We start from the raw sequence: 20,627 nt of genomic DNA on the forward strand, positions 1-20,627 counted from the left end.
TATCCTCAATGTAATAAAACTAGATTATTACGATGTACTGCTTCATCATAGGTTGTATTAATACCTAAAATTTTAGCTATATCATTTGTATTATGACCTTTAATGGCCTTCATATCTTCGATGCCATAGTTAATAAGACCTCGACCGATTTCTTTACCATCATGGTAAATAGAGATGGTATCACCAGGCCCAAATGCCCCATCTACATCAATAATACCAGCTGGTAAAATGCTAGCACCTTTATCTAATACAGCACGAGCGCAACCATCATCAATAGTGATTGATCCTTTTAATCGTTTACCAAAGGCAAGCCAGTGATGTTTTCCTGATAAGCCAGCATCATGTGCTTCAAAGAGGGTACCAATATTTTCACCCTTACATACGCGACGCACAGAATCCTCCACTTCACCGGATGTAATTACCATAGGTACGCCAGAGTTTGTAGCCATATGGGCTGCCTTTATCTTGGTATACATGCCACCTGTACCCATATTAGATCCAGCTCCACCTGCAATAGCATAGGTTTCATCAGTAATTTCGGAAACGACTTCTATCAATGTTGCATCAGGATTAGTTGCTGGATTAGCTGTATATAATCCTTCAATATCGGATAAGATGATAAGCAAATCAGCATCTACAATGCCTGCAACAGTAGCAGATAAAGTATCATTATCACCAATTTTAAATTCCTCAATAGCAACTACGTCATTTTCATTGATAATAGGAATAACATTGAGTTGCAATAACGTATGTAGTGTATTGCGCAAGTTTAGATAACTATGACGGCCTGTACTATCTTCTTTTGTTAATAGAATTTGACCTACTGTACGACCATATTCACGAAACATACGCTCATACATATGGATGAGGATACCTTGTCCTACTGCTGCAGCAGCTTGTTTCAAAACAAGGTCTCTAGGTTTTTCTTTAAATCCTAGAGGGGCAAGGCCAGCTCCCGTTGCACCAGAAGAAACAAGGATAACCTCTTTACCTTGATTAGCTAAATCTGATAATTGGCGTACTAATCTTTCTATGCGCTCTAAGTTTAAATGTCCATTAGCATAACATAACGTACTACTGCCTACTTTAACTACTATTCTTTTTGCGTCGATGATAGCACTGCGCATAGATTAACCTCCTAGGTCAACAGGTTATGACGTTCCCACTATAATAAAATTTAGTAATATGACGATTTACTTAGGTAAAATAATTTTAGGTTCTTTTTTAGCTTTATATAAAACACCATTAAAACCAATGACTTGGACTAATTCAGCACCTAACATATCGGCTAACTCTTGGAAAATCGTCTTATCTTCAGGGCTATTGTTGTGTAATTTCACCTTGATTAATTCACGAGCCATTAAGGCTGCGCGAGCACTATCAATAACACTATTTTCTAAACCATTTTTACCAATTTGAACTACTGGTGGCATTGTTGCTGCCAAAGAGCGTAAATACCGTTTTTGTTTTCCTGTCATTATTACTCCTACTCTTGGAATGTAAAGCGTTGATCGCCAATCACAACTTCATCACCGTCTTTACAACCTTTTTCTTTTAATTTAGCATCTAGCTCCATAAAGCGCCAAATGCGTTGGAATCTACGAAGAGATTGATCATCACTTAAATTTGTCATTGCTACTAAACGTTCAATACGTTTACCTGTAATATAGAATGCAGCATCGTCACCACGAGTGATAACGAATTCTACATCTGGTTTTGCTTCGTATACTACTGTATCATCAGTTGCTTCCGGTTCTGGCTCGTAGTTTTCTACATAGTAGTATGCTCGTTCCATGAGCTCTGGTAAACCTTCACCACTTAATGCATTGATAAGGAAGACTTCGTAGCCTTTATCTTCAAAATATTTTTTTGTATCAGGAATTGTTGTATCATCAAAGACCATATCAATCTTATTGAGTGCAACAATTTGTTTTTTATTGGCTAATTTTTCAGAATATTTACGAAGTTCTTCGTTAATAGCATCAAAATCAATTTTTGGATCGCGTCCTTCCATACCAGATACATCAAGGACGTGAATTAAAATGTTAGTCCGTTCTACGTGACGCAAGAAGTTATGTCCTAGACCAACACCTTCGCTAGCACCTTCAATAAGGCCAGGGATATCAGCTAGTACAAAACTACGGTCCCCAGAGATTGTTACTACCCCAAGTACAGGTGTCAATGTAGTAAAGTGATAAGCCGCAACCTCTGGTTGAGCTTTAGAAACCTTACGTAAAATACTAGATTTACCTACAGATGGGTACCCTAATAAACCAACGTCAGCCAATACTTTTAGTTCTAGTTGTAACCAGAACTCTTCACCAGGTTCACCTTTTTCTGCAAATGTCGGTGCACGGTTAGCACTTGTTTGGAAGCGTGCATTACCACGGCCCCCACGACCACCTTTAGCAATAACAAATGTATCGCCATCGTTAACGAGGTCACAGAAAATTTTACCTGTTTCTTCTTCTTTAATTACAGTGCCCAACGGAACCGGGATAATCAGTGGCTCAGAACCGCGACCATGCTTGTTAGAGCTTTCACCATTACCACCAGCAGGCGCCTTAAACTGACGTTTATATCTAAAGTCTACAAGAGTATTAATATTCTTGTCCGCTTTAAAAATAACGTCTGCCCCTTTACCACCATCGCCGCCACTAGGGCCGCCATTTGGCACGTATTTCTCACGGCGGAAGCTAGACATGCCATCCCCACCGTCACCGGCCTTAACAAAGACACGCGCTCTATCTATAAACATATTTTAACTCCTATGCATTATTGCTGTAATAACTCTAATGCCTTTTTAATTTGAATATCATCTAATGTACTAGATGGATTTACACCTTTTGGTAGATCAAGCTCTACATCTGGTTTAATACCAATGCCATCAATAACACGGTCATTTGGTGTATGGTATTTAGCTATAGTTACCTTAACGCCTTCATTATCAAGGCTAGGGTAAATAGTTTGAACTGTACCTTTACCATATGTATTAGTACCTAAAATAGTACCTAGTTTACGGTCTTGAATAGCACCAGCTATAATTTCAGATGCACTAGCAGATCCTTTATTAACAAGAACTACTAATGGCATAGCTACTTCTGGGCCATTCGACTTATAAACATCTTTTTTACCAGCTCGATTTTGTACCGTTACTAGTGTACCTGGAGGCATAATATAGTTAGAAATCTTTTCTGTTGTAGATAACAAACCACCAGGATTATCACGGAGATCTAACACCAGTGCCTTCATACCTTGAGATTGCAATTCTTTAAACTGTGTTTCAAAATCATCAGCTGTATTCTCAGCGAATTGACTGATACGAATGTATCCCACTGTACTTGTGAGCATTTTACTTTTAACAGTTGGTAACACAATGGATTCACGAGTGATATCAAAGTGCAATGTTTCACCATTGCGCTCTATATCAAGGGCTACAACAGTACCCGCCTCACCGCGAATTCGAGAGGATGCATCTTCTACAGTAATATCACTTGTGGATTGACCATCGATAGCAATAATATGGTCCCCAGGTTTAATGCCCGCTTTGAAAGCTGGTTGATCTTCCATAATACTAACTGCATATAAACCTTTATCATCATGCCCAAGAACCATGCCTACACCAGCATAAGTACCAGATGTTTGCATTTTCATGGACTTAAATTCATCAGCATCTAAATAAACACTATGAGGCTCTCCCAAAGAGCCAATCAAACCTTTTAACATACCATCATAAAGGGTAGCTTTAGACATAGGTGTCATAAAGACTTGACTCGCAGCATAGTAGGCTACAAATAGTCTTGGTAACCCCCAGAATGAACCAGATAGATACCAAAACATGAGCCACATAATAACGATGCCAGAGCCTATATATTTCAATAGGCTCCATAACACCGTACGTGTATCAAATTTCATATTATAAATATCCCATAGGATCCACAGGATCCCCACTTATACGAACTTCAAAATGTACGTGTGGCCCAGTACTATTACCAGTGCTACCAGCATAGGCTATAACTTGACCTTTAGATACATCTTGTCCTTCAGAGACAGCAAGCTCAGAATTATGGCCATAAAGGGTGGACATGCCATTACCATGGTCGATAACTACGGCATAACCATAGCCGCCCATCCAACCAGACCAAACAACGGTACCACCATCAGCAGCATGAACAGGTGTACCTTCATCAACACCAATATCTATACCAGAATGATAAATCGTTGTTCCCCAAATTGGATGTGTACGATAACCATATGGAGAAGTAATTTCACCACTTACAGGCCACCCCAGTTGACCAGAACCTTGCACCCAAGAGTAACTTGGTGCAGACTGTTGAGCTGCTGCTGCGGCCGCCGCTTCTGCAGCAGCGCGAGCCGCTGCACGTTCCGCTTGACGTGCTTTTAATAGTGCAGTAATTTGAGCGGAAGAAGCATTGAGTTCTTCCACAGCTTGCATTGCAGTGGCACGATCATTTTGTGCTTTTTGAAGAACGACTTCCCGTTCTTTCTTTTTTTGTTCAATTTCAGCTTGTTTAGCTACTGCTGCCTTTTCAAGCTCCACTAATTTAGCTCGAGATTGCTCAAGAGCTTGCTTTCGTGCAGCAATTTCAGCACGTTCTTTTTTGATTTCATCGATTAATTTAATGTCAGCATCAATAATGCGTTTTAAAATCTCTAGTCGATTTGCAAAATCACTAAAGTCTTTAGAACCAATAACAACATCTAAATAACTTAGACGACCATTGATATAAATATCACGTACACGCTTATAAAATACGGACTCACGTCCTTCTAAACGTTTTTGTGCTTCTGCTAGTAACTTTTCATTAACAGTAATATCATTTTCAACGGCTACACGTTGTTGTTGAATAGACTCTAACTGTTGTTGAGCTTGACGCAATTGCTCTTCAATTTGACGCAACTGTTCAGATACGCTTACAATGACAGTTTCAGCATCAGCTTTAATAGAGTTTTGTTGATTAACTTGTTGTTGAATTGAATCTAATTGATTCGTTAAATCCTCATCTTCCGCAACAATGTATAGTGGTGTTCCCAGTACTACTATACCTGTTAAAATTGTTGCCACCAGACGAGATTTGATTGTGTTGTATTTCATAAACATTACACCTTCATGTATTGTTTTAAAGAAATTGTACTACCAATAGCACCTACTATAATACCGCCAACTAAAATATAGATAGCCACATCATAGAAGAATGGGAACATTGGTACTAATGGGAAGAATGCTAAAGACTCAGAAACTTCCATAGTAATAAAATGGTAGAATTCACCTACACAAAGAACGGCAATAATAGCTCCAACTAAACCTAATAACATGCCTTCTATCAAGAATGGCCAACGGATAAAGCCATTTGTTGCACCTACATATTTCATAATGGCAATTTCTTTACGACGAGCGAACACAGTCAAACGAATTGTATTAGAAATGATGAATAATGTAGCTGCTGCTAAGAATGCAATTAATACGATACCACCAATTCTGATAACTTGAGTTATACGGAAGAGTTCTTCCACAATATCTTGACCATAATGTGTACTTTCAACACCTTGGAATGTAGTAGCTAATTTAGCTGTGGCCTTAACATCACTAGGATTATCAAAGGTTAATACGTAAGAATTTGGCAATGGATTTACATCACCTAGGGCATTTACTAATTGTTGTTGATCACCAAGACGAGCTTTGAATTCCTTCATAGCTTGCTCTTTATTAACAAACTCCAAATGCTTAAGATTTGGTATAGCTTTAATTTGCTTACCTACCGCCATAATTTGGTCAGTTGTTAAACCATCTTTTAAATAAATGCTCAATTGAACTTGGTTTTCTAAGCTAGATGCCATGTTATTCAAATTGATAACACCGCAAAGGAATACACCAAGCATAAATAGAGATAAAGCCACTGTAGAAATAGATGCTAACGTCATAAGACCGTTACGCTTCATAGATTTGAGGGCTTCTTTAAAAAAGTATTTCAATGTTCTAGGCTTCATTAATTTCAGCACCTCTCATATTATCACTTAGAACGCGACCATCTTTAAGACGAATAACACGTTTATTTAAATACGAAACAAGATCCATATTATGGGTAACCATAATAACAGTTGTACCAAAATTATTGATATGCTTAAACAAATCTACAATACCTTTACTTGTATCAGGATCTAGATTACCAGTCGGTTCGTCAGCAATGAGCACAGAAGGTCGATTTACAATGGCGCGGGCAATAGCAACACGTTGTTGTTCACCACCAGATAGATCCTCTGGTAAATCATTTGCCTTGTCTGTTAACCCAACAAGCTCTAGTACATGACTTACCTTTTCTTTAATTACCTTTGGTTTCTCTTCAATTACTTCAAGTGCAAAAGCAATATTTTCTGATACCGTTTTATTTGGTAATAACCGGAAATCTTGGAATACAACACCAAGCTTTCTACGTAATTTTGGAATTTTACTACGCTTCATACGCGTAACATCAAAATCATCAACTATAACAGTACCAGCGTCAGGTACTACTTCATGGGTTAATAATTTAAATAGAGTTGATTTCCCTGCACCGCTATGACCACAAATGAGGACAAATTCGCCGTCATTTATAGTTAAACACACATCGTCTAATGCAACAGAACCATTATCATAGACTTTACTAACATTCTTAAATTCAATCATGGGATCCCCTTTGATTATTTACGAGTGATTACACGTTTTACTGCTTCTACAATGTCTTTTGCTGTTAAGCCATATTTAGCCATTAATTCTTTTGGTGTACCACTCTCCCCAAATGTATCTCGAACACCAACGAATTCCATAGGTACTGGCTTATTAGCAACAACAACTTCAGACACAGCAGAACCTAGGCCACCAATGATATTATGTTCTTCAGCTGTAACAATAGCACCTGTTTCAGTAGCTGCCTTTACGATTGCATCTGCATCAATTGGTTTGATAGATGCCATATTAATAACGCGTGCAGATACATTAGATTCAGCTAAGGTTTTTGCCGCCTCAACAGCAGGACCAACCAAAGCACCACAAGCGATAATTGTTACATCAGAACCTTCAACTAAAGTAGTAGATTTACCCGGTACAAAAGTATAACCTTCAGCTGTTACATCATCTACACCAGCACGGCCCAAGCGAACGTATACAGGACCATCATAGGATGCAGCCCATTCAACTACAGCTTCTGTTTCACGTTCATCCGCAGGTACTACTACTGTCATATTAGGTAGTGTACGCATACAAGAAATATCTTCCAAGCTTTGATGTGTAGCACCATCTTCACCTACTGTAATACCCGCATGTGTAGCACAAACTTTTACATTCAATTTTGGATAACATACAGCATTGCGAATTTGTTCAAATGCACGACCTGTTGCAAACATTGCAAAGGAAGAAACAAATGGGGTTTTACCAGCTGCTGCAAGTCCAGCACCAACAGAAATCAAATTTTGTTCTGCAATACCTACATTAAAGAAACGTTCAGGGCAAACATTTTTAAATGTATCAGTTTTAGTAGATTTTGATAAATCTGCATCTAATACGATAATATTTGTATTTTCTTTACCAATGCGAGCTAACGCATTACCATATGCTTCACGTGTTGCTTTACCCATTATTGTACCCCCATAATTTCATTAACAAAGGCTATACCTTGCTCAGCGCTTGGTGCTTTGCCATGCCAACCTGCTTGGCCTTCCATTTCTTCAACGCCCTTACCTTTTACAGTATGCATTACAATGCAAGTTGGGCCTTCTGTGAAAGCTTTAGCTGCTTCAATAGCATTATGAAGTTCATCAAGATCATGACCATTTACTTCAATAACATTCCAGTTAAAAGCTTTAAATTTCTCAGGAATAGGCAATGGAGAAAGAACTTTAGTAATATCTCCATCAATTTGAAGACCATTAAAGTCGACAAAAGCAGTTAAGTTATTGAGTTTGTAATGGCCGGCAAACATAGCAGCTTCCCATACTTGACCTTCTTCAAGTTCACCATCACCAAGAATGGAATAAACACGGTAATCTGCATTGTCGATTTTACCAGCCAATGCCATGCCACATGCTGCAGAGATACCTTGACCCAAGGAACCTGTGGACATATCAACACCTGGAGTATGTTTCATATCAGGGTGACCTTGTAACATATGGTCAATTTTACGTAAATTCAAAAGCTCATCTTTAGAAAAGTAACCTTTTTCAGCCAATGTAGCATATAATGCAGGTGCTGCATGACCTTTAGAAAGGACAAAGCGATCTCTATTAGGAGCTTTTGGATTTGCTGGATCTACATTCATTTCTACATAGTACAACAAGGCCATCACATCGGCGATGGATAGAGAACCACCTGGGTGACCAGATTTCGCTGCTGTTACAGACTGAACAATACTCACGCGAATAGCTTTTGCCTTCTCTTGAACTAGTTGTTTAACATCTTGTGTTAATGTAGCCATAGAGACCTCACTTTCTGGATTAGATCCAATATATTAATAATTTTTAAGTAATGAAATAGCGATTTCTGCATTGCGTTGAGAGTTAACACGCAACGCTTCAATACGATCATAAGATGCTTGGTACTCTTCTCTTGAATTTAAGAGCTTATGACATCTCTGATATAAAGCCTCTTCTCTAAGATGGGTCATTGTACCGATTGGTTCTTGACCAATCATATGTAAGAAACTAGTGATTTTAGGATCGTAGGAAATGCCAATTACAGGTTTCTTCATTAAAGAACTAAATACTAATGCATGAAGACGTATGCCAATCATAAGGTCTACATTCCCCGACAAGGATACTTGTTCCTCTGTAGAGAATGGTCCTTCAAGAACAATAGCTCCTTTTGGCATATAACTAGCAATAATTTTAGCTTCTTTTGTATCCTCTGGATGAGACATAGGTATAAATATAATCTCTACATTATCCTGTTCTTGCAGTCGACTTAAGACATTGGCTAGTGATTCACGGTATTCTGTATCATCTTTCCAACTACGAACAGCTACTCCGATTCGTTTTGGAGCTTCTGTGGATATAGGTAGCTTTGATGTATAGCCGTCTAGAATGCGTTTTCCAATATTCAAATCAGCTGGTTGCATGGCTAATACAGCATCAGCCGTAACCTCAACATCTTCAATTCCTAAGGAATCTAATTCAGATTTAGAAATAGAATCACGAACCGTTATAGTATCAACAAAACGCAAAACAAAGCTAACAGCTTTCCTTGTAGAAGGGCGATTTAAAGGTCCAATACCTTGTGAGTATAGCATCACCTTTTTACCCATCATTTTTGCTAAAGCCATAATACTTAAGTAGTAATATGTATTGCGAATACTAGTAGCATCTTGTAACAGGCTGCCTCCACCACTGATAACTAAATCAGAATTTGAAATAGCCTTTAGAATACCGAATGCAGAAAAGGTTCCCACCGCATGAATATTGTGCTTTTTGCTCGTCTCTGTAGGATTACCAGAAATAACCGTAATATGCGCATCTGCTTCCTCTTTACGAATGGCATCGATAATAGCACAAAGCATTGCTTCATCACCAGCATTACCAAAACCATAGTAGCCAGAGATAACAATATTACTCATGGTCAACCTCCCGAGCTTGGAACCATTGTGTTACATACATCATGAAACGAACAGCAATGATAAGAAGCAAACCTAAGAGCGCACCAATTAACAAACCATCATATCCACGCATAATAGACATGAATACAGGAGTTCTAATATGACAGAAAGTTTCAACCATAGACGCTATGCCAATAACACCAGCAATAGTTAATAAGAAATGGATCACTGTAGGCCATTTGCGTAGGAATGCAAATGTAGCTAACATTAATGCAGGATGACCAATAATGAACTCTTTTTCTCTAGGTCTTGCATACATTGTATTTTCAAGAAAACGACGAAGCATGAGTTCAACTCCTGGTACAGGAACACCTGCTGTATGACCGCTTCGGCCAACAAATACCCATGCCACACCACCAAGAGCAGCCATTACAAAGAATACGTAGAACTTAACATCCATTGTTAAAAATTCAACTACAAATTTCTTTGCTTCTTCTTTAGAGTTAATCATACGACCTTTCCACAATGGGAAACGTTGTAAATAAGCGATAATCACTAATACAACTGGAAGTACAAATGTTAACTTAACACCTCTAAAGATAGCAAATTCCATAAAGAATTTCGTATTTCCTAGCAAAGATGCAATATACATACCGCCAATAGCTGCAAAGAGTGCAGCAATTACGAGATAAAGAACTGCTAATACGGTAGATTTAATAGCACCTAATGGACGAGCACCATCATAACGACGCCATTCTTCCATCAAACGGATCATAGCACCTACAGGAGCCATAATAGCACTAGATAAGGCCCAAATTTGAGTAATCAGTGTGCCACTTGTAATGATGAATAATACTACAGATACAAGAGATATTCCAAAGAATGCGACCAATTGTGTATGTTTACGCATTGGAAGTAACATTTGACCAACGTAAACGAAAAGTGCAATAGCACCTATCATAGTAATAACAACTAACAATGGATTAGGTGTATATGGTGGATAAATATCAGCAGGACCAAATTCATAACCTTTTGTAGATAATTTTTCAGTAGTCATACCAATATAGTTAATGGTAGTTTGTAATACTGTTTCATTATTTACACCCGTTTCATACATAGGGAATAAATTGAAACGAATATTTCGTTCAATATCACTAATATAGAAACGTTGTGCCGCTTCTTCAGGAGTAATTTTCTTTAATTCGTCCTTAGCAATTGTATATACACGACCAACGCTATAATTCTCTTTAGCAGCCATTTCTAAGAAACCTTGTTGTGGCTCATATTGAAGTTGGTTAACAGCTTCGATACCAACTAAAGGAATGTGATTTTTATGTAATAATTCTAAGGTTTCATCAGTTAAGTTAGGCGCACCAAGAGCTTCTTTGCCAGCAAAAATCATACCAGTAACATGTGGAATTCCTTCAAGGCGTTTAAATAGATATTGAAGGTCTTCAGACGTTACATTTCTATAATTTGTAGGTCGAACAATAACATTAAATCCACGATTAGCAACTTCTTGAGCTTGAAGCTTGGAAATACCAAGATTCATTTTTAGATAGCTATCTGCAGTAGCACCATATAACTCAAGAACCGGACCAATACTTGTATTGAGCTCTTTAACTTTATCTTTACCAATACGATGATATAAATCTTCCCGAATTTCTTTATAATAGCCTTCTTTACCAGAAATCAAAGCTACATAAGTTGCACCATGTTTCACGGATGCCCCATTAACACGGACAGAATCCATTTCTTCGGAAGATAATACCTTAACTTGACCTGCATCTTTAGCTTTTTCTAAGGTGCGATCATAAATGGCAAATGCTGTTACACCTGCATTGCGAAGCGCATCAAAGGCCTCTTGTTGACTACGTTTTTCAAAAGCATTAGCCCGTAAAACAGCATCATAATCTACGATATTTTCTATATGGTTTTGAGATTTTTCTATCTGATGGCGTTCAAATACTAAGTATAAAGAGGATATAAGGCCTACAATAATACATAATATAAGAATCCAAGAATACTTACTTTTCTGGGTGTTCCGATGATTCACGACAAATCCTTTCTAGTTGAGCACTGGTTTAACTTTAATGTGAATTTCACCATTATCGATAGTTAAGCTTTCTGCTTTTACAGGAATAGGGAAGTTATTGAAGTTATAGATTTCAGTAGCTTCTAGTACATTAGATGTTAAACCTGGGATAGTAGCACCATTAATGGTGAATTTCTTAGGTGCAAATAATAAAGTATTATCCTTTAATTCTAAATTGCCATCTAATTTAACAGCGCCTTTAAATACCATACCTACATTCATCTTGCCAGTTAAACTAATGTTATCTTTACTAATATTTACTTGTACATCTTGAATTTCACTGCCTGCTTGAGTGCTTAAAAATGTTGCTAAATCTTCATTAGTAACTATACCGTCAATACTTGAGTTTCCTACTCTAACAACATCTATTTCTTGGCTAGCCAATAATGAAATTGGATTCACTAGAATTTGTGTTGCATCATATTTGAAGTTTGCAAAATTTAATTTACCAAGTTTTACATCATCTAAAGAACCGTATACATGATCAGCTTCACCATAAAGTAATTTGAATCCTGGTTGAGACTCAACATTTACAGTTTGAGCAGATGGTTTTAGGGAATCATTTAATTGTTTTTCAATACGAGAACTAATATAAGAAGGTAATAAAAATTGTGTTGCTGCTGCCAAGGCAATAATCAGCACTAGTACGAATAGTAAAAACTTTTTCATAAGAACTCCTAAACTGTTAAATTTGCTTCTTTTTTCAAGAAGCCTTCCATAAATTGATCTAAATTACCATCCATAACGGATTGTACATTCCCTGTTTCAACCCCTGTACGATGATCCTTAACGAGATTATATGGGTGGAATACGTAGGAGCGAATTTGACTGCCCCATTCAATGGCTTGGTATGTACCACCTATTTGCTCTTTAAGTTCTGCTTGTTTTTCTAATTCTAATTCAAATAATTTTGCTCGTAATAAACGTAATGCTTGTTCCCTATTTTGCATTTGGGAACGCTGTGATTGACATTGAACTACAATACCAGTGGGTCTATGGGTCATACGTACAGCCGAATCTGTTTTATTAATATGCTGACCACCAGCACCACTAGCTCGATATGTATCTACTTGTACATCCTTCATGTCTATATTAATTTCTACTGTATCATCAATTTCTGGCATTACATCAACAGCAGCAAAGGATGTATGACGACGTGCTGCAGCATCAAATGGTGAGATACGAACAAGACGGTGTACGCCTTTTTCAGATTTCAAATAGCCAAAAGCATTTTCACCTTTAATTAAAAATGTAGCAGATTTAGTGCCCGCCTCATCACCGGGCTGTTCGTCCATCAATTCAATAGAAAATCCTGCTTTTTCAGCCCAACGCAAGTACATGCGAATGAGCATAGAACACCAATCTTGTGCTTCTGTACCACCTGCACCAGCATGGAATGTTAAGATCGCATTATTAGCATCATACTCACCACTAAGCAATAAAAGAACCTCTTGTTTTTCTACAGTTTCTTCTATTTGTTGAACATAATCCTTAATCTCTCCTTCTAGAGAACGATCATCTTCCTCTATAGCCATCTCTAGCATCACATTCGCATCTTCGATGTCACTAACAAGTTGTTTATAGCTTTCTACAGCATTCTTTAATTGTGTAGCCTCTTGAGAAATCTCACGAGCCTTATCAGGATCGTCCCAAAATGTAGGGTCGCTCATTTGTACATCTAGTGTAAAGATTCGATCCTCTTTCTGAGCGATGTTAAAGTGAATCCCTCATTCCATAAATACGTTCTTCAAGATTAGAAATAATCGGTTTTAAATCTTCTAACAATTTATGTTCACCACCTTTTACTTATTAGCTTATTACATCGATAAATTATCACCTTAATAAAATAGAAAAATGGCCGTTGCCCAGAAGGAAATCCCATTGAGCAACGTGCCATTCACAAATCTTAATCTATGTTTTGTGGCTCCAACACATCTTCATGATGGGGTTGTGCACCTTCTAAGTGGTCAACTGGTTCTTCAATTTCTTGAATCAATTGTGCACGAATTTTGTATAACGCCATGATTGTTTCATCTTGAATTGCAGCAATCATGTTTTGGAACATATCAAAGGCTTCAAATTTATATTCCACCAATGGATTTTTTTGGCCATATGCACGAAGGCCAATACCTTCACGCAACATATCCATATTATCCAAATGTTCCATCCATTTGTTATCAACAACGCGCAACATAATAGCCTTTTCAAGTTGGCCAAACATAGCATCACCAAGCATATCAACGCGATCTTGATATTCAGCATGAGCAATTTCAAGTAAACGTTCTAACAATTCTTGACGGCTATACTCTTCCATATCTTGAGAGGACATAATCTCTTCTGTTAAGAAATATTGACTTAAATGCTTATAAAGACCTTCATAATCCCATTCTTCTGGATATAATTTTTCATCTGCATAAGCATCTACAGATTCAGTAACAAGTTTATCAATCATTTCATTGATTGTGTCACGTAAGGATTCGTTACGTAAAATACGACGACGTTGTTCGTATAATACTTCACGTTGTTGATTCATAACATCATCATACTCAAGGACATATTTACGAATATTATAGTTATGATCTTCTACTTTCTTTTGAGCACGTTCAATAGATTTAGTAATCAAAGAATGCTCAATAGGCTCATCCTCTTCCATGCCTAGTTTATCCATGATACCTGTAATATTATCAGCACCAAAGATACGCATTAAATCATCTTCTAAGGATAAGAAGAATTGAGAGGAACCTGGGTCACCTTGACGACCAGCACGACCACGCAACTGATTATCGATACGGCGACTTTCATGACGTTCAGTACCTAAGATAGCCAAACCGCCTAATTCAGGGACACCTTCACCAAGTGTGATATCAGTACCACGACCAGCCATGTTTGTAGCGATTGTCACCATGCCCATTTGACCAGCATCTGCAACAATTTCCGCTTCTTTTTCATGATGTTTAGCATTCAATACTTTATGTGGTACCCCTGAACGTAATAACATATCTGAAAGTTCTTCAGATTGAGTAATAGATGTAGTACCAATCAAAATTGGTTGACCTGTTTGATGGCGTTCTACAGCATTACGTACTACGGCACGATATTTAGCTGCCTTTGTTTTAAAGATTTGATCAGGCAAATCTATACGAGCCAATGGTTTATTTGGAGGAATAGGTAATACTTCCAAACCGTAAATATCGATAAACTCTTTTTCCTCTGTTTTGGCTGTACCAGTCATACCAGCAAGCTTTTTATACATACGGAAATAGTTTTGGAATGTAACAGAAGCCAATGTTTGGCTTTCACGTTCAACCTTCAATCCTTCTTTAGCTTCGATTGCTTGGTGTAAACCATCGGAATAACGACGACCAAACATCAAACGACCTGTGAATTCATCGACGATAACAACTTCACCATCTTTAACTACATAGTCAGTATCGCGATGCATCATAGCATATGCACGAAGAGATGCACCAAGTAGATGATTTAACTCAATGTTTTCTGCATCATACAAGTTTTCAACACCAAGCATTTTTTCGACTTTAGCAATACCAGAATCTGTAGGTGCAATAGTCTTTTGTTTTTCATCAATTGTATAATCTTCATCTTTCACAAGATGAGGAACAATTTTAGCTAACTTATAGTAATTATCTGTGGAACGTTGACCAGGACCAGAAATAATTAGTGGAGTTCTCGCTTCATCGATAAGGATGGAGTCAACTTCATCGACAATTGCATAATTCAATGGACGTTGTACCATTTGTGATACATCAGATACCATGTTATCGCGCAAATAGTCAAAACCAAACTCATTATTTGTACCATATGTAATGTCGCATGCATATGCTTCTTTACGTTGGTTAAAATCGAGATTAGCTACAATAAGACCTGTAGAAAGGCCTAAGAAGTTATATAAACGCCCCATTTGTTCGCTATCGCGAGTCGCCAAATAATCATTTACTGTAACAACATGTACCCCATTACCTGTCAATGCATTTAGATATACTGGTAATGTAGCAACTAATGTTTTACCTTCACCAGTACGCATTTCTGCGATATTACCTCTATGAAGGCAAATACCACCAATCAACTGTACATCAAAATGACGCATGCCTAACACGCGTTTAGACGCTTCACGAACTACGGCAAATGCTTCTGGTAAAATGTCGTCTAACGTTTCCCCTTTTTGCAAACGACGTTTAAACTCATCGGTTTTCGCTACTAAGTTAGCATCACTTAATTTAACATAATTCGGTTCAATTTCATTAATATGATCAGCAATAGCACGCATTTTCTTGATTTCTTTTGCGTTATTATTGCCTAATAGCCTTTGTAAAAAGCTTAACAAACAAATCACTCCTCTATAGGACATCTTACATTATTTTATCTAATTTATTATAACGAAAATGCCTTGAATAGTCAAAGAATTCAAGGCATTTCACGATTATTTATAGGTTTTTATAAAAAAGGTGGATGACTCAAAATGGTCATCCACCTTAGTATAATAATCGGCTGATTAAAAAAGTAGAAAGGAGTTAGGATTATTGTCAGCCGACATTATAGGTTATTGTAATTCTGGCTCGATCAAGCCATAGAATCCATCATGTCTACGATATACTACATTCATTGCTTCTGTTTCAGCATTGAAGAACATAAAGAAGTCATGACCAATAAGATTCATTTGTAAAATAGCCTCTTCTACATCCATAGGACGTACTGCAAAGCGTTTGCGTTTTACAACTTCGATAGTTTCTTCTTCTACAGGAGCCGCTAAAGCTTCTGGATGGAAAGCCTCTTGTTTTTTGAAGCGTTTAGCTAAACGAGTTTTATGTTTGTGAATTTGACGTACGATTTTGTCTATTACCAAATCAATAGCCGCATACATATCATCGTTTGTTTCTACACCACGAAGAACAATTTTATTAACGAAGCATGTAAGTTCAACAGTAGATTTATCTTTTACAACGGATAAAACCGCTTGTGCATCTAACTCATCATCGAAGTAACGAGTTAATTTGCTCAATCTCTTTTCGATGTATGCTCTTAGAGCATCTGTCACTTCAATGTTTTTACCTCTGATTGCTACTTTCATAAGTCAACACCCTTTCTAAAAATCATCCACGAGATACGAGTGTGTAGTATTTTTTACTTATCTCTCGTGTTATATTTAGTATTTCTACATTCACATATAAAACTCCTCTTTTTTTCAAAAAGAATTTTATATTTTTTGTAGAATTATAAATATTACTTTTAGTAGTAGCAAAAAAACTCTGATATCATGCGATATCAGAGTTTTGCTATATGTTGCTTTTATGTATTTTTTGGTATGTTATTACGCTTTTACAACGTTAGCAGCTTGAGGGCCACGGTTACCATCAACGATATCAAACTCTACATTTTGACCTTCTGCCAAAGATTTGAAACCTTCGTCTTGGATCGCAGAGTAATGTACGAATACATCGCTACCGTCTTCGCGTTCAATAAAACCATAACCTTTTTCTGCGCTGAACCATTTTACTTTACCTAACATGGTAACATCCTCCTAAAAATATATATATTGTCTTACTGTCTTGCACTACACTTGTATCATAACACAGCATGTATAAAATATCAAACAATAATATTAACACTTTTAATGAATATACAAAGATATCTCATTTATATCCCACCCTGCAAAAATCACATAAAACCCTTGATTTATCAATGTTATAAATATTTACGAACAGCATATTAATTTATTGCATAATTTTATAATCATAAAATTATATGAATTAAAAATTATTATCATAAGATATATATGTATAAAATATTTATATATCACAAATATTTATGGCAATAATCGTATTTCATAGATTAATTAATACCTAGAATGGCTTATTTATAGGGGCTAATTAAATGAATTGACATCAAGTTATCAAATATATTAATAGATATAAATAGATTCATATATCATAAAATCTAATATGTACAAATTCAGTTAACTTTAAAAATAGTCAAAAAAGGAAGCAAACTCTGTAAACAGAATTTACTTCCTTTTATGTTAGAAATTATTATTATAAAATTTTCGATAAGAACAATTTTGTCCTATCATTTGTTGGTGCATCAAATACTTTTTCAGGAGTATCATCTTCAAGAATTAATCCACCATCTACAAATAATACTCGGTCCGCAACCTCTTTTGCAAAGCCCATTTCGTGAGTAACAATAACCATCGTCATACCTTCTTCGGCTAGAGACTTCATTACATCCAGAACTTCGCGAACCATTTCTGGATCCAATGCAGAGGTAGGCTCATCAAAGAGCATAACCTTTGGTTTCATTGCTAAAGCACGAGCTATAGCAACACGTTGCTTTTGACCACCAGATAAAGAGTCAGGATAAGCATTTGCTTTATCTTTCAAACCAACACGATCTAATAAAATTTGACCAATTTTTTTAGCCTCATCACTAGATGTTTTGCGGACCTTAGTTTGTGCTAAGGTCAGATTTTCCATTACAGTCATGTGTGGGAAAAGATTAAAGTTTTGGAATACCATTCCTACTTCCGCACGGACTTCATTAAGTTTAGATTTATCTGAAAGATCCATACCATCTACAATGACCTTACCAGATGTAGGCTCTTCCAAGTAATTCATAGTACGCAATACTGTACTTTTACCAGAACCTGATGGACCAATAATAACTACAACTTGACCTTTTTCGATATGTAAATCTATGCCCTTTAATACTTCATTTTTACCAAAGGATTTATGTACATTTTCTAACTTAATCATTTAATGCTATATTTCCTTTCAAGGTAACCAACCAATTGTGAAATTGTTACTGTCATAATAAGGTAGATAACAGCAACTGTCCCCCAAATTTCAAATGATGCATATGTTTTGGCAATGATTAGTTGACCACGGCGTGTCAATTCTTCGAAACCAATTACAGAAACCAATGAGGAGTCTTTCAACATAGCAATAAATTCATTACCCAATGGTGGAATAATTGCTTTGAAAGCTTGCGGCATGATGATATAACGCATAGTTTGGCCCCAAGTCAAACCAAGAGATCGACCCGCTTCCATTTGACCTTTATCAATAGACTGAATGCCAGCACGGAAGATTTCAGATACATAAGCACCAGAGTTAATACTACATGCAGTAACAGCAGCAATAAATGGATCAATACGTTGTCCAGTAATCATTGGCAATGCGAAGTAAATCAAGAAGATTTGTACCAATAGTGGTGTACCACGAATGATATCTACATAGCATTTTGCTAATAATCTAACTACAGTAAATTTAGATAAATTTGCTATGGCTACTAATAGACCGATAAAGAAACCACAGCCTACAGACATAGCTGTAATTTCAACGGTTACAAGTGCACCTTGTAATAAAAGCGGTAAATTATCCGCAATTAACCCCCAATTAAAACTCATGATCTCTCCTATTATTTAAATTCTAACACTACTGGCATATCAGCTGGTGCATCTACATTAAACCATTTTTTATATAATGTATTAAATTCACCATCGGCCTTCATATCGGCGATTGCTTTATTAATTTGTTCTTGCAAGTCTTTGTTGTCTTTATTGATTGCTAAGCCCAAATATTCTTTCGTATTTGGATATGCCATAAATTTAATATGTTGGTCTGGATGTTTAGTACTATAAAATTGAGCTACCGGCAAGTCAATTACAGTTGCATCAGCACCGCCATTTTGTAATTCTAACAAAGCTTCATTACTATGGTCAAACTCTTTTACAGTAGTACCTTCAATTTTATGAGCTAAATCAGCACCAGTTGTACCTAATTGAGCAGCAATCTTTTTACCTTTAAGATCATCAAGGGATGTAATATTGGCACCATCTTTATATACTACAGCAAGTGCATTTTCATAATATGGAGAAGAGAATAACACCTTTTCACTTCTAGCTTTTGTAATAGTCATACCAGATGCTGCTACATCAATATCATGTGTATTTAACGCTGGAATTAGAGCATCAAAGGCAACATTCTTAAGCTCTACATCTTTATTGATACGCTTACCGATAGCACGAATAAGATCAATATCAAAGCCTGTATAGTCTTGAGTTTTTTCATCTTTAAATTCAAATGGAACAAATGTGGCATTAGTACCAACGATTAATTTATTAGAAGTTGTTTGTGTAGAAGTTCCACAACCGCCAATTACAGTACCAGCCAATACTAACATACAACCACCAATGATTAATTTTTTTAACTTCCTATTTAACATCAAATCATCCTCGTTCACTAAACTAACTATTTTTATTACACTAGTATATCACTTAGTATAATTATGTCAACAATTTTGTATAGAAAATTCTTAGATATCAATAAATCACTATATTTGCATTTTATTTTTATGCACTCATTGTATAATTATGATATCAATGTATAATAACTTTCCCATAGGTAGTGGTTTTCTATAGATTTTTTAATATACAGATGTATAAAAAGAAAAAAGCACATGAGAAAAGCCTCATGTGCCCGTATACGGCTGACCTGGTCTTTGCCCCCACACTCGCCTGCTGGAAGGTTCGCTCATAAGTCCGAGACTCCCCACTACTACTCCTCTCGGTTTTACCGGCAGGACTTACACCTAAGCCGCACCATGCTCACAACCCCTTGGGTTGCTTATGTGGATCGTTTTGCCTGCGACTGGCATCGACTTTCAACCACAGACCCGTATAGACGTATTATAAAGAATAACATAATTCATGTCTAGATTTACGAAGACATATAATTTAATAAAATATACAAAACTTTTATCTTTATCGAACATATTAACGTTTATTTCTCATTGAAATGAGAACAAATTTTGCAACCCCTTTTTTCCGATGTATAGAAAATTGTAATAGAAAACCTAAAATATTCTTCATATTATTTTAATATTTATAAAATTAATATTTCAAGGTACTATATTTAGTGCATTCCTAAAATGTCAAT

19 protein-coding genes are annotated in these 20,627 nt (G+C 36.5%); all 19 read right to left on the bottom strand.

The annotated features are described in order from the left end of the window. Positions 1–5: 5 nt before the first annotated feature. Positions 6–1,127, bottom strand: a complete 1,122-nt coding sequence (proB, locus tag VEIT17_RS05130) for a glutamate 5-kinase (RefSeq protein WP_178885068.1) — start codon at positions 1,125–1,127, stop codon at positions 6–8. A 66-nt stretch (positions 1,128–1,193) separates the two neighbouring features. Continuing rightward, a complete protein-coding gene (yhbY, locus tag VEIT17_RS05135) occupies positions 1,194–1,478 on the bottom strand; it encodes a ribosome assembly RNA-binding protein YhbY (RefSeq protein ID WP_024066152.1) in 285 nt (94 codons plus the stop codon). A gap of 8 nt (positions 1,479–1,486) precedes the next feature. Further along, entirely contained in the window at positions 1,487–2,758 is a 1,272-nt protein-coding gene (gene obgE / locus VEIT17_RS05140) for a GTPase ObgE (RefSeq protein WP_119208216.1), read from the bottom strand. Positions 2,759–2,775: 17 nt separating this feature from the next. Beyond that, positions 2,776–3,915, bottom strand: coding sequence for a S41 family peptidase (locus VEIT17_RS05145; protein WP_178885070.1), 1,140 nt, complete (start codon positions 3,913–3,915; stop codon positions 2,776–2,778). 1 nt (position 3,916) lies between these two features. Then, positions 3,917–5,122, bottom strand: a complete 1,206-nt coding sequence (locus tag VEIT17_RS05150; RefSeq protein ID WP_105094305.1) for a murein hydrolase activator EnvC family protein — start codon at positions 5,120–5,122, stop codon at positions 3,917–3,919. Then, complete coding sequence (ftsX, locus tag VEIT17_RS05155; protein WP_024066929.1) at positions 5,122–6,009, bottom strand: permease-like cell division protein FtsX; 888 nt, start codon at positions 6,007–6,009, stop codon at positions 5,122–5,124. Before ftsX ends, VEIT17_RS05150 begins: the two co-directional genes overlap by 1 nt. Next, the gene (gene ftsE / locus VEIT17_RS05160; protein WP_178885072.1) at positions 5,999–6,685 is read right to left on the bottom strand and encodes a cell division ATP-binding protein FtsE; all 687 of its coding nucleotides are present in this window, start codon (positions 6,683–6,685) and stop codon (positions 5,999–6,001) included. The genes ftsX and ftsE overlap by 11 nt, the downstream gene beginning before the upstream one ends. A gap of 14 nt (positions 6,686–6,699) precedes the next feature. Further along, the gene (locus VEIT17_RS05165; protein ID WP_178885074.1) at positions 6,700–7,632 is read right to left on the bottom strand and encodes a transketolase family protein; all 933 of its coding nucleotides are present in this window, start codon (positions 7,630–7,632) and stop codon (positions 6,700–6,702) included. Then, positions 7,632–8,468, bottom strand: coding sequence for a transketolase (locus VEIT17_RS05170; protein ID WP_119208221.1), 837 nt, complete (start codon positions 8,466–8,468; stop codon positions 7,632–7,634). The genes VEIT17_RS05165 and VEIT17_RS05170 overlap by 1 nt, the downstream gene beginning before the upstream one ends. Positions 8,469–8,501: 33 nt before the next feature. Beyond that, a complete protein-coding gene (csaB, locus tag VEIT17_RS05175; protein WP_119208223.1) occupies positions 8,502–9,602 on the bottom strand; it encodes a polysaccharide pyruvyl transferase CsaB in 1,101 nt (366 codons plus the stop codon). Continuing rightward, positions 9,595–11,637, bottom strand: a complete 2,043-nt coding sequence (locus VEIT17_RS05180; RefSeq protein ID WP_156719754.1) for a DUF5693 family protein — start codon at positions 11,635–11,637, stop codon at positions 9,595–9,597. The genes csaB and VEIT17_RS05180 overlap by 8 nt, the downstream gene beginning before the upstream one ends. A 12-nt stretch (positions 11,638–11,649) precedes the next feature. Beyond that, positions 11,650–12,345, bottom strand: coding sequence for an LmeA family phospholipid-binding protein (locus VEIT17_RS05185; RefSeq protein ID WP_156719753.1), 696 nt, complete (start codon positions 12,343–12,345; stop codon positions 11,650–11,652). A gap of 8 nt (positions 12,346–12,353) precedes the next feature. Continuing rightward, positions 12,354–13,461 (bottom strand): peptide chain release factor 2 gene (gene prfB, locus VEIT17_RS05190; RefSeq protein ID WP_231723933.1). Its coding sequence is split into 2 segments (ribosomal slippage): positions 12,354–13,403 and positions 13,405–13,461, totalling 1,107 coding nucleotides; the frame shifts between segments, so codons are not numbered across the junction. 121 nt (positions 13,462–13,582) lie between these two features. Beyond that, on the bottom strand, positions 13,583–16,018 hold the full coding sequence (gene secA, locus VEIT17_RS05195) for a preprotein translocase subunit SecA (RefSeq protein ID WP_178885076.1): 2,436 nt from the start codon (positions 16,016–16,018) through the stop codon (positions 13,583–13,585). A 216-nt stretch (positions 16,019–16,234) separates the two neighbouring features. Beyond that, positions 16,235–16,762: a ribosome hibernation-promoting factor, HPF/YfiA family gene (gene hpf / locus VEIT17_RS05200; RefSeq protein WP_178885078.1), complete on the bottom strand. Its 528-nt coding sequence runs from the start codon at positions 16,760–16,762 to the stop codon at positions 16,235–16,237. Positions 16,763–17,002: 240 nt separating this feature from the next. Continuing rightward, on the bottom strand, positions 17,003–17,200 hold the full coding sequence (locus VEIT17_RS05205; protein ID WP_178885080.1) for a cold shock domain-containing protein: 198 nt from the start codon (positions 17,198–17,200) through the stop codon (positions 17,003–17,005). 523 nt (positions 17,201–17,723) lie between these two features. Next, entirely contained in the window at positions 17,724–18,443 is a 720-nt protein-coding gene (locus VEIT17_RS05210; RefSeq protein ID WP_178885082.1) for an amino acid ABC transporter ATP-binding protein, read from the bottom strand. After that, positions 18,440–19,096 carry an amino acid ABC transporter permease gene (locus VEIT17_RS05215; RefSeq protein WP_024066676.1) on the bottom strand — a complete coding sequence of 219 codons (657 nt, stop codon included), beginning with the start codon at positions 19,094–19,096 and terminating at the stop codon, positions 18,440–18,442. The genes VEIT17_RS05210 and VEIT17_RS05215 overlap by 4 nt, the downstream gene beginning before the upstream one ends. Positions 19,097–19,107: 11 nt before the next feature. After that, positions 19,108–19,914 (bottom strand): basic amino acid ABC transporter substrate-binding protein, encoded by an 807-nt coding sequence (locus VEIT17_RS05220; protein WP_105094300.1) that lies wholly within the window; start codon positions 19,912–19,914, stop codon positions 19,108–19,110. Positions 19,915–20,627 lie beyond the last annotated feature (713 nt).

Origin of the sequence: Veillonella nakazawae (assembly GCF_013393365.1) — a bacterium.
In the GTDB taxonomy this organism is placed as follows: Bacteria; Bacillota; Negativicutes; order Veillonellales; family Veillonellaceae; genus Veillonella; species Veillonella nakazawae.

Coding starts and splice junctions, on each gene's coding strand:
- obgE (WP_119208216.1), bottom strand. CDS start 2,758: ATGTTTATAGATAGAGCGCGTGTCTTTGTTAAGGCCGGTGACGGTGGG.
- VEIT17_RS05150 (WP_105094305.1), bottom strand. CDS start 5,122: ATGTTTATGAAATACAACACAATCAAATCTCGTCTGGTGGCAACAATT.
- VEIT17_RS05145 (WP_178885070.1), bottom strand. CDS start 3,915: ATGAAATTTGATACACGTACGGTGTTATGGAGCCTATTGAAATATATA.
- ftsE (WP_178885072.1), bottom strand. CDS start 6,685: ATGATTGAATTTAAGAATGTTAGTAAAGTCTATGATAATGGTTCTGTT.
- csaB (WP_119208223.1), bottom strand. CDS start 9,602: ATGAGTAATATTGTTATCTCTGGCTACTATGGTTTTGGTAATGCTGGT.
- proB (WP_178885068.1), bottom strand. CDS start 1,127: ATGCGCAGTGCTATCATCGACGCAAAAAGAATAGTAGTTAAAGTAGGC.
- hpf (WP_178885078.1), bottom strand. CDS start 16,762: ATGAAAGTAGCAATCAGAGGTAAAAACATTGAAGTGACAGATGCTCTA.
- VEIT17_RS05210 (WP_178885082.1), bottom strand. CDS start 18,443: ATGATTAAGTTAGAAAATGTACATAAATCCTTTGGTAAAAATGAAGTA.
- ftsX (WP_024066929.1), bottom strand. CDS start 6,009: ATGAAGCCTAGAACATTGAAATACTTTTTTAAAGAAGCCCTCAAATCT.
- yhbY (WP_024066152.1), bottom strand. CDS start 1,478: ATGACAGGAAAACAAAAACGGTATTTACGCTCTTTGGCAGCAACAATG.
- VEIT17_RS05170 (WP_119208221.1), bottom strand. CDS start 8,468: ATGGCTACATTAACACAAGATGTTAAACAACTAGTTCAAGAGAAGGCA.
- VEIT17_RS05215 (WP_024066676.1), bottom strand. CDS start 19,096: ATGAGTTTTAATTGGGGGTTAATTGCGGATAATTTACCGCTTTTATTA.
- VEIT17_RS05205 (WP_178885080.1), bottom strand. CDS start 17,200: ATGTTAGGTAAAGTAAAATGGTTCAGCGCAGAAAAAGGTTATGGTTTT.
- VEIT17_RS05185 (WP_156719753.1), bottom strand. CDS start 12,345: ATGAAAAAGTTTTTACTATTCGTACTAGTGCTGATTATTGCCTTGGCA.
- VEIT17_RS05220 (WP_105094300.1), bottom strand. CDS start 19,914: ATGTTAAATAGGAAGTTAAAAAAATTAATCATTGGTGGTTGTATGTTA.
- VEIT17_RS05165 (WP_178885074.1), bottom strand. CDS start 7,632: ATGGGTAAAGCAACACGTGAAGCATATGGTAATGCGTTAGCTCGCATT.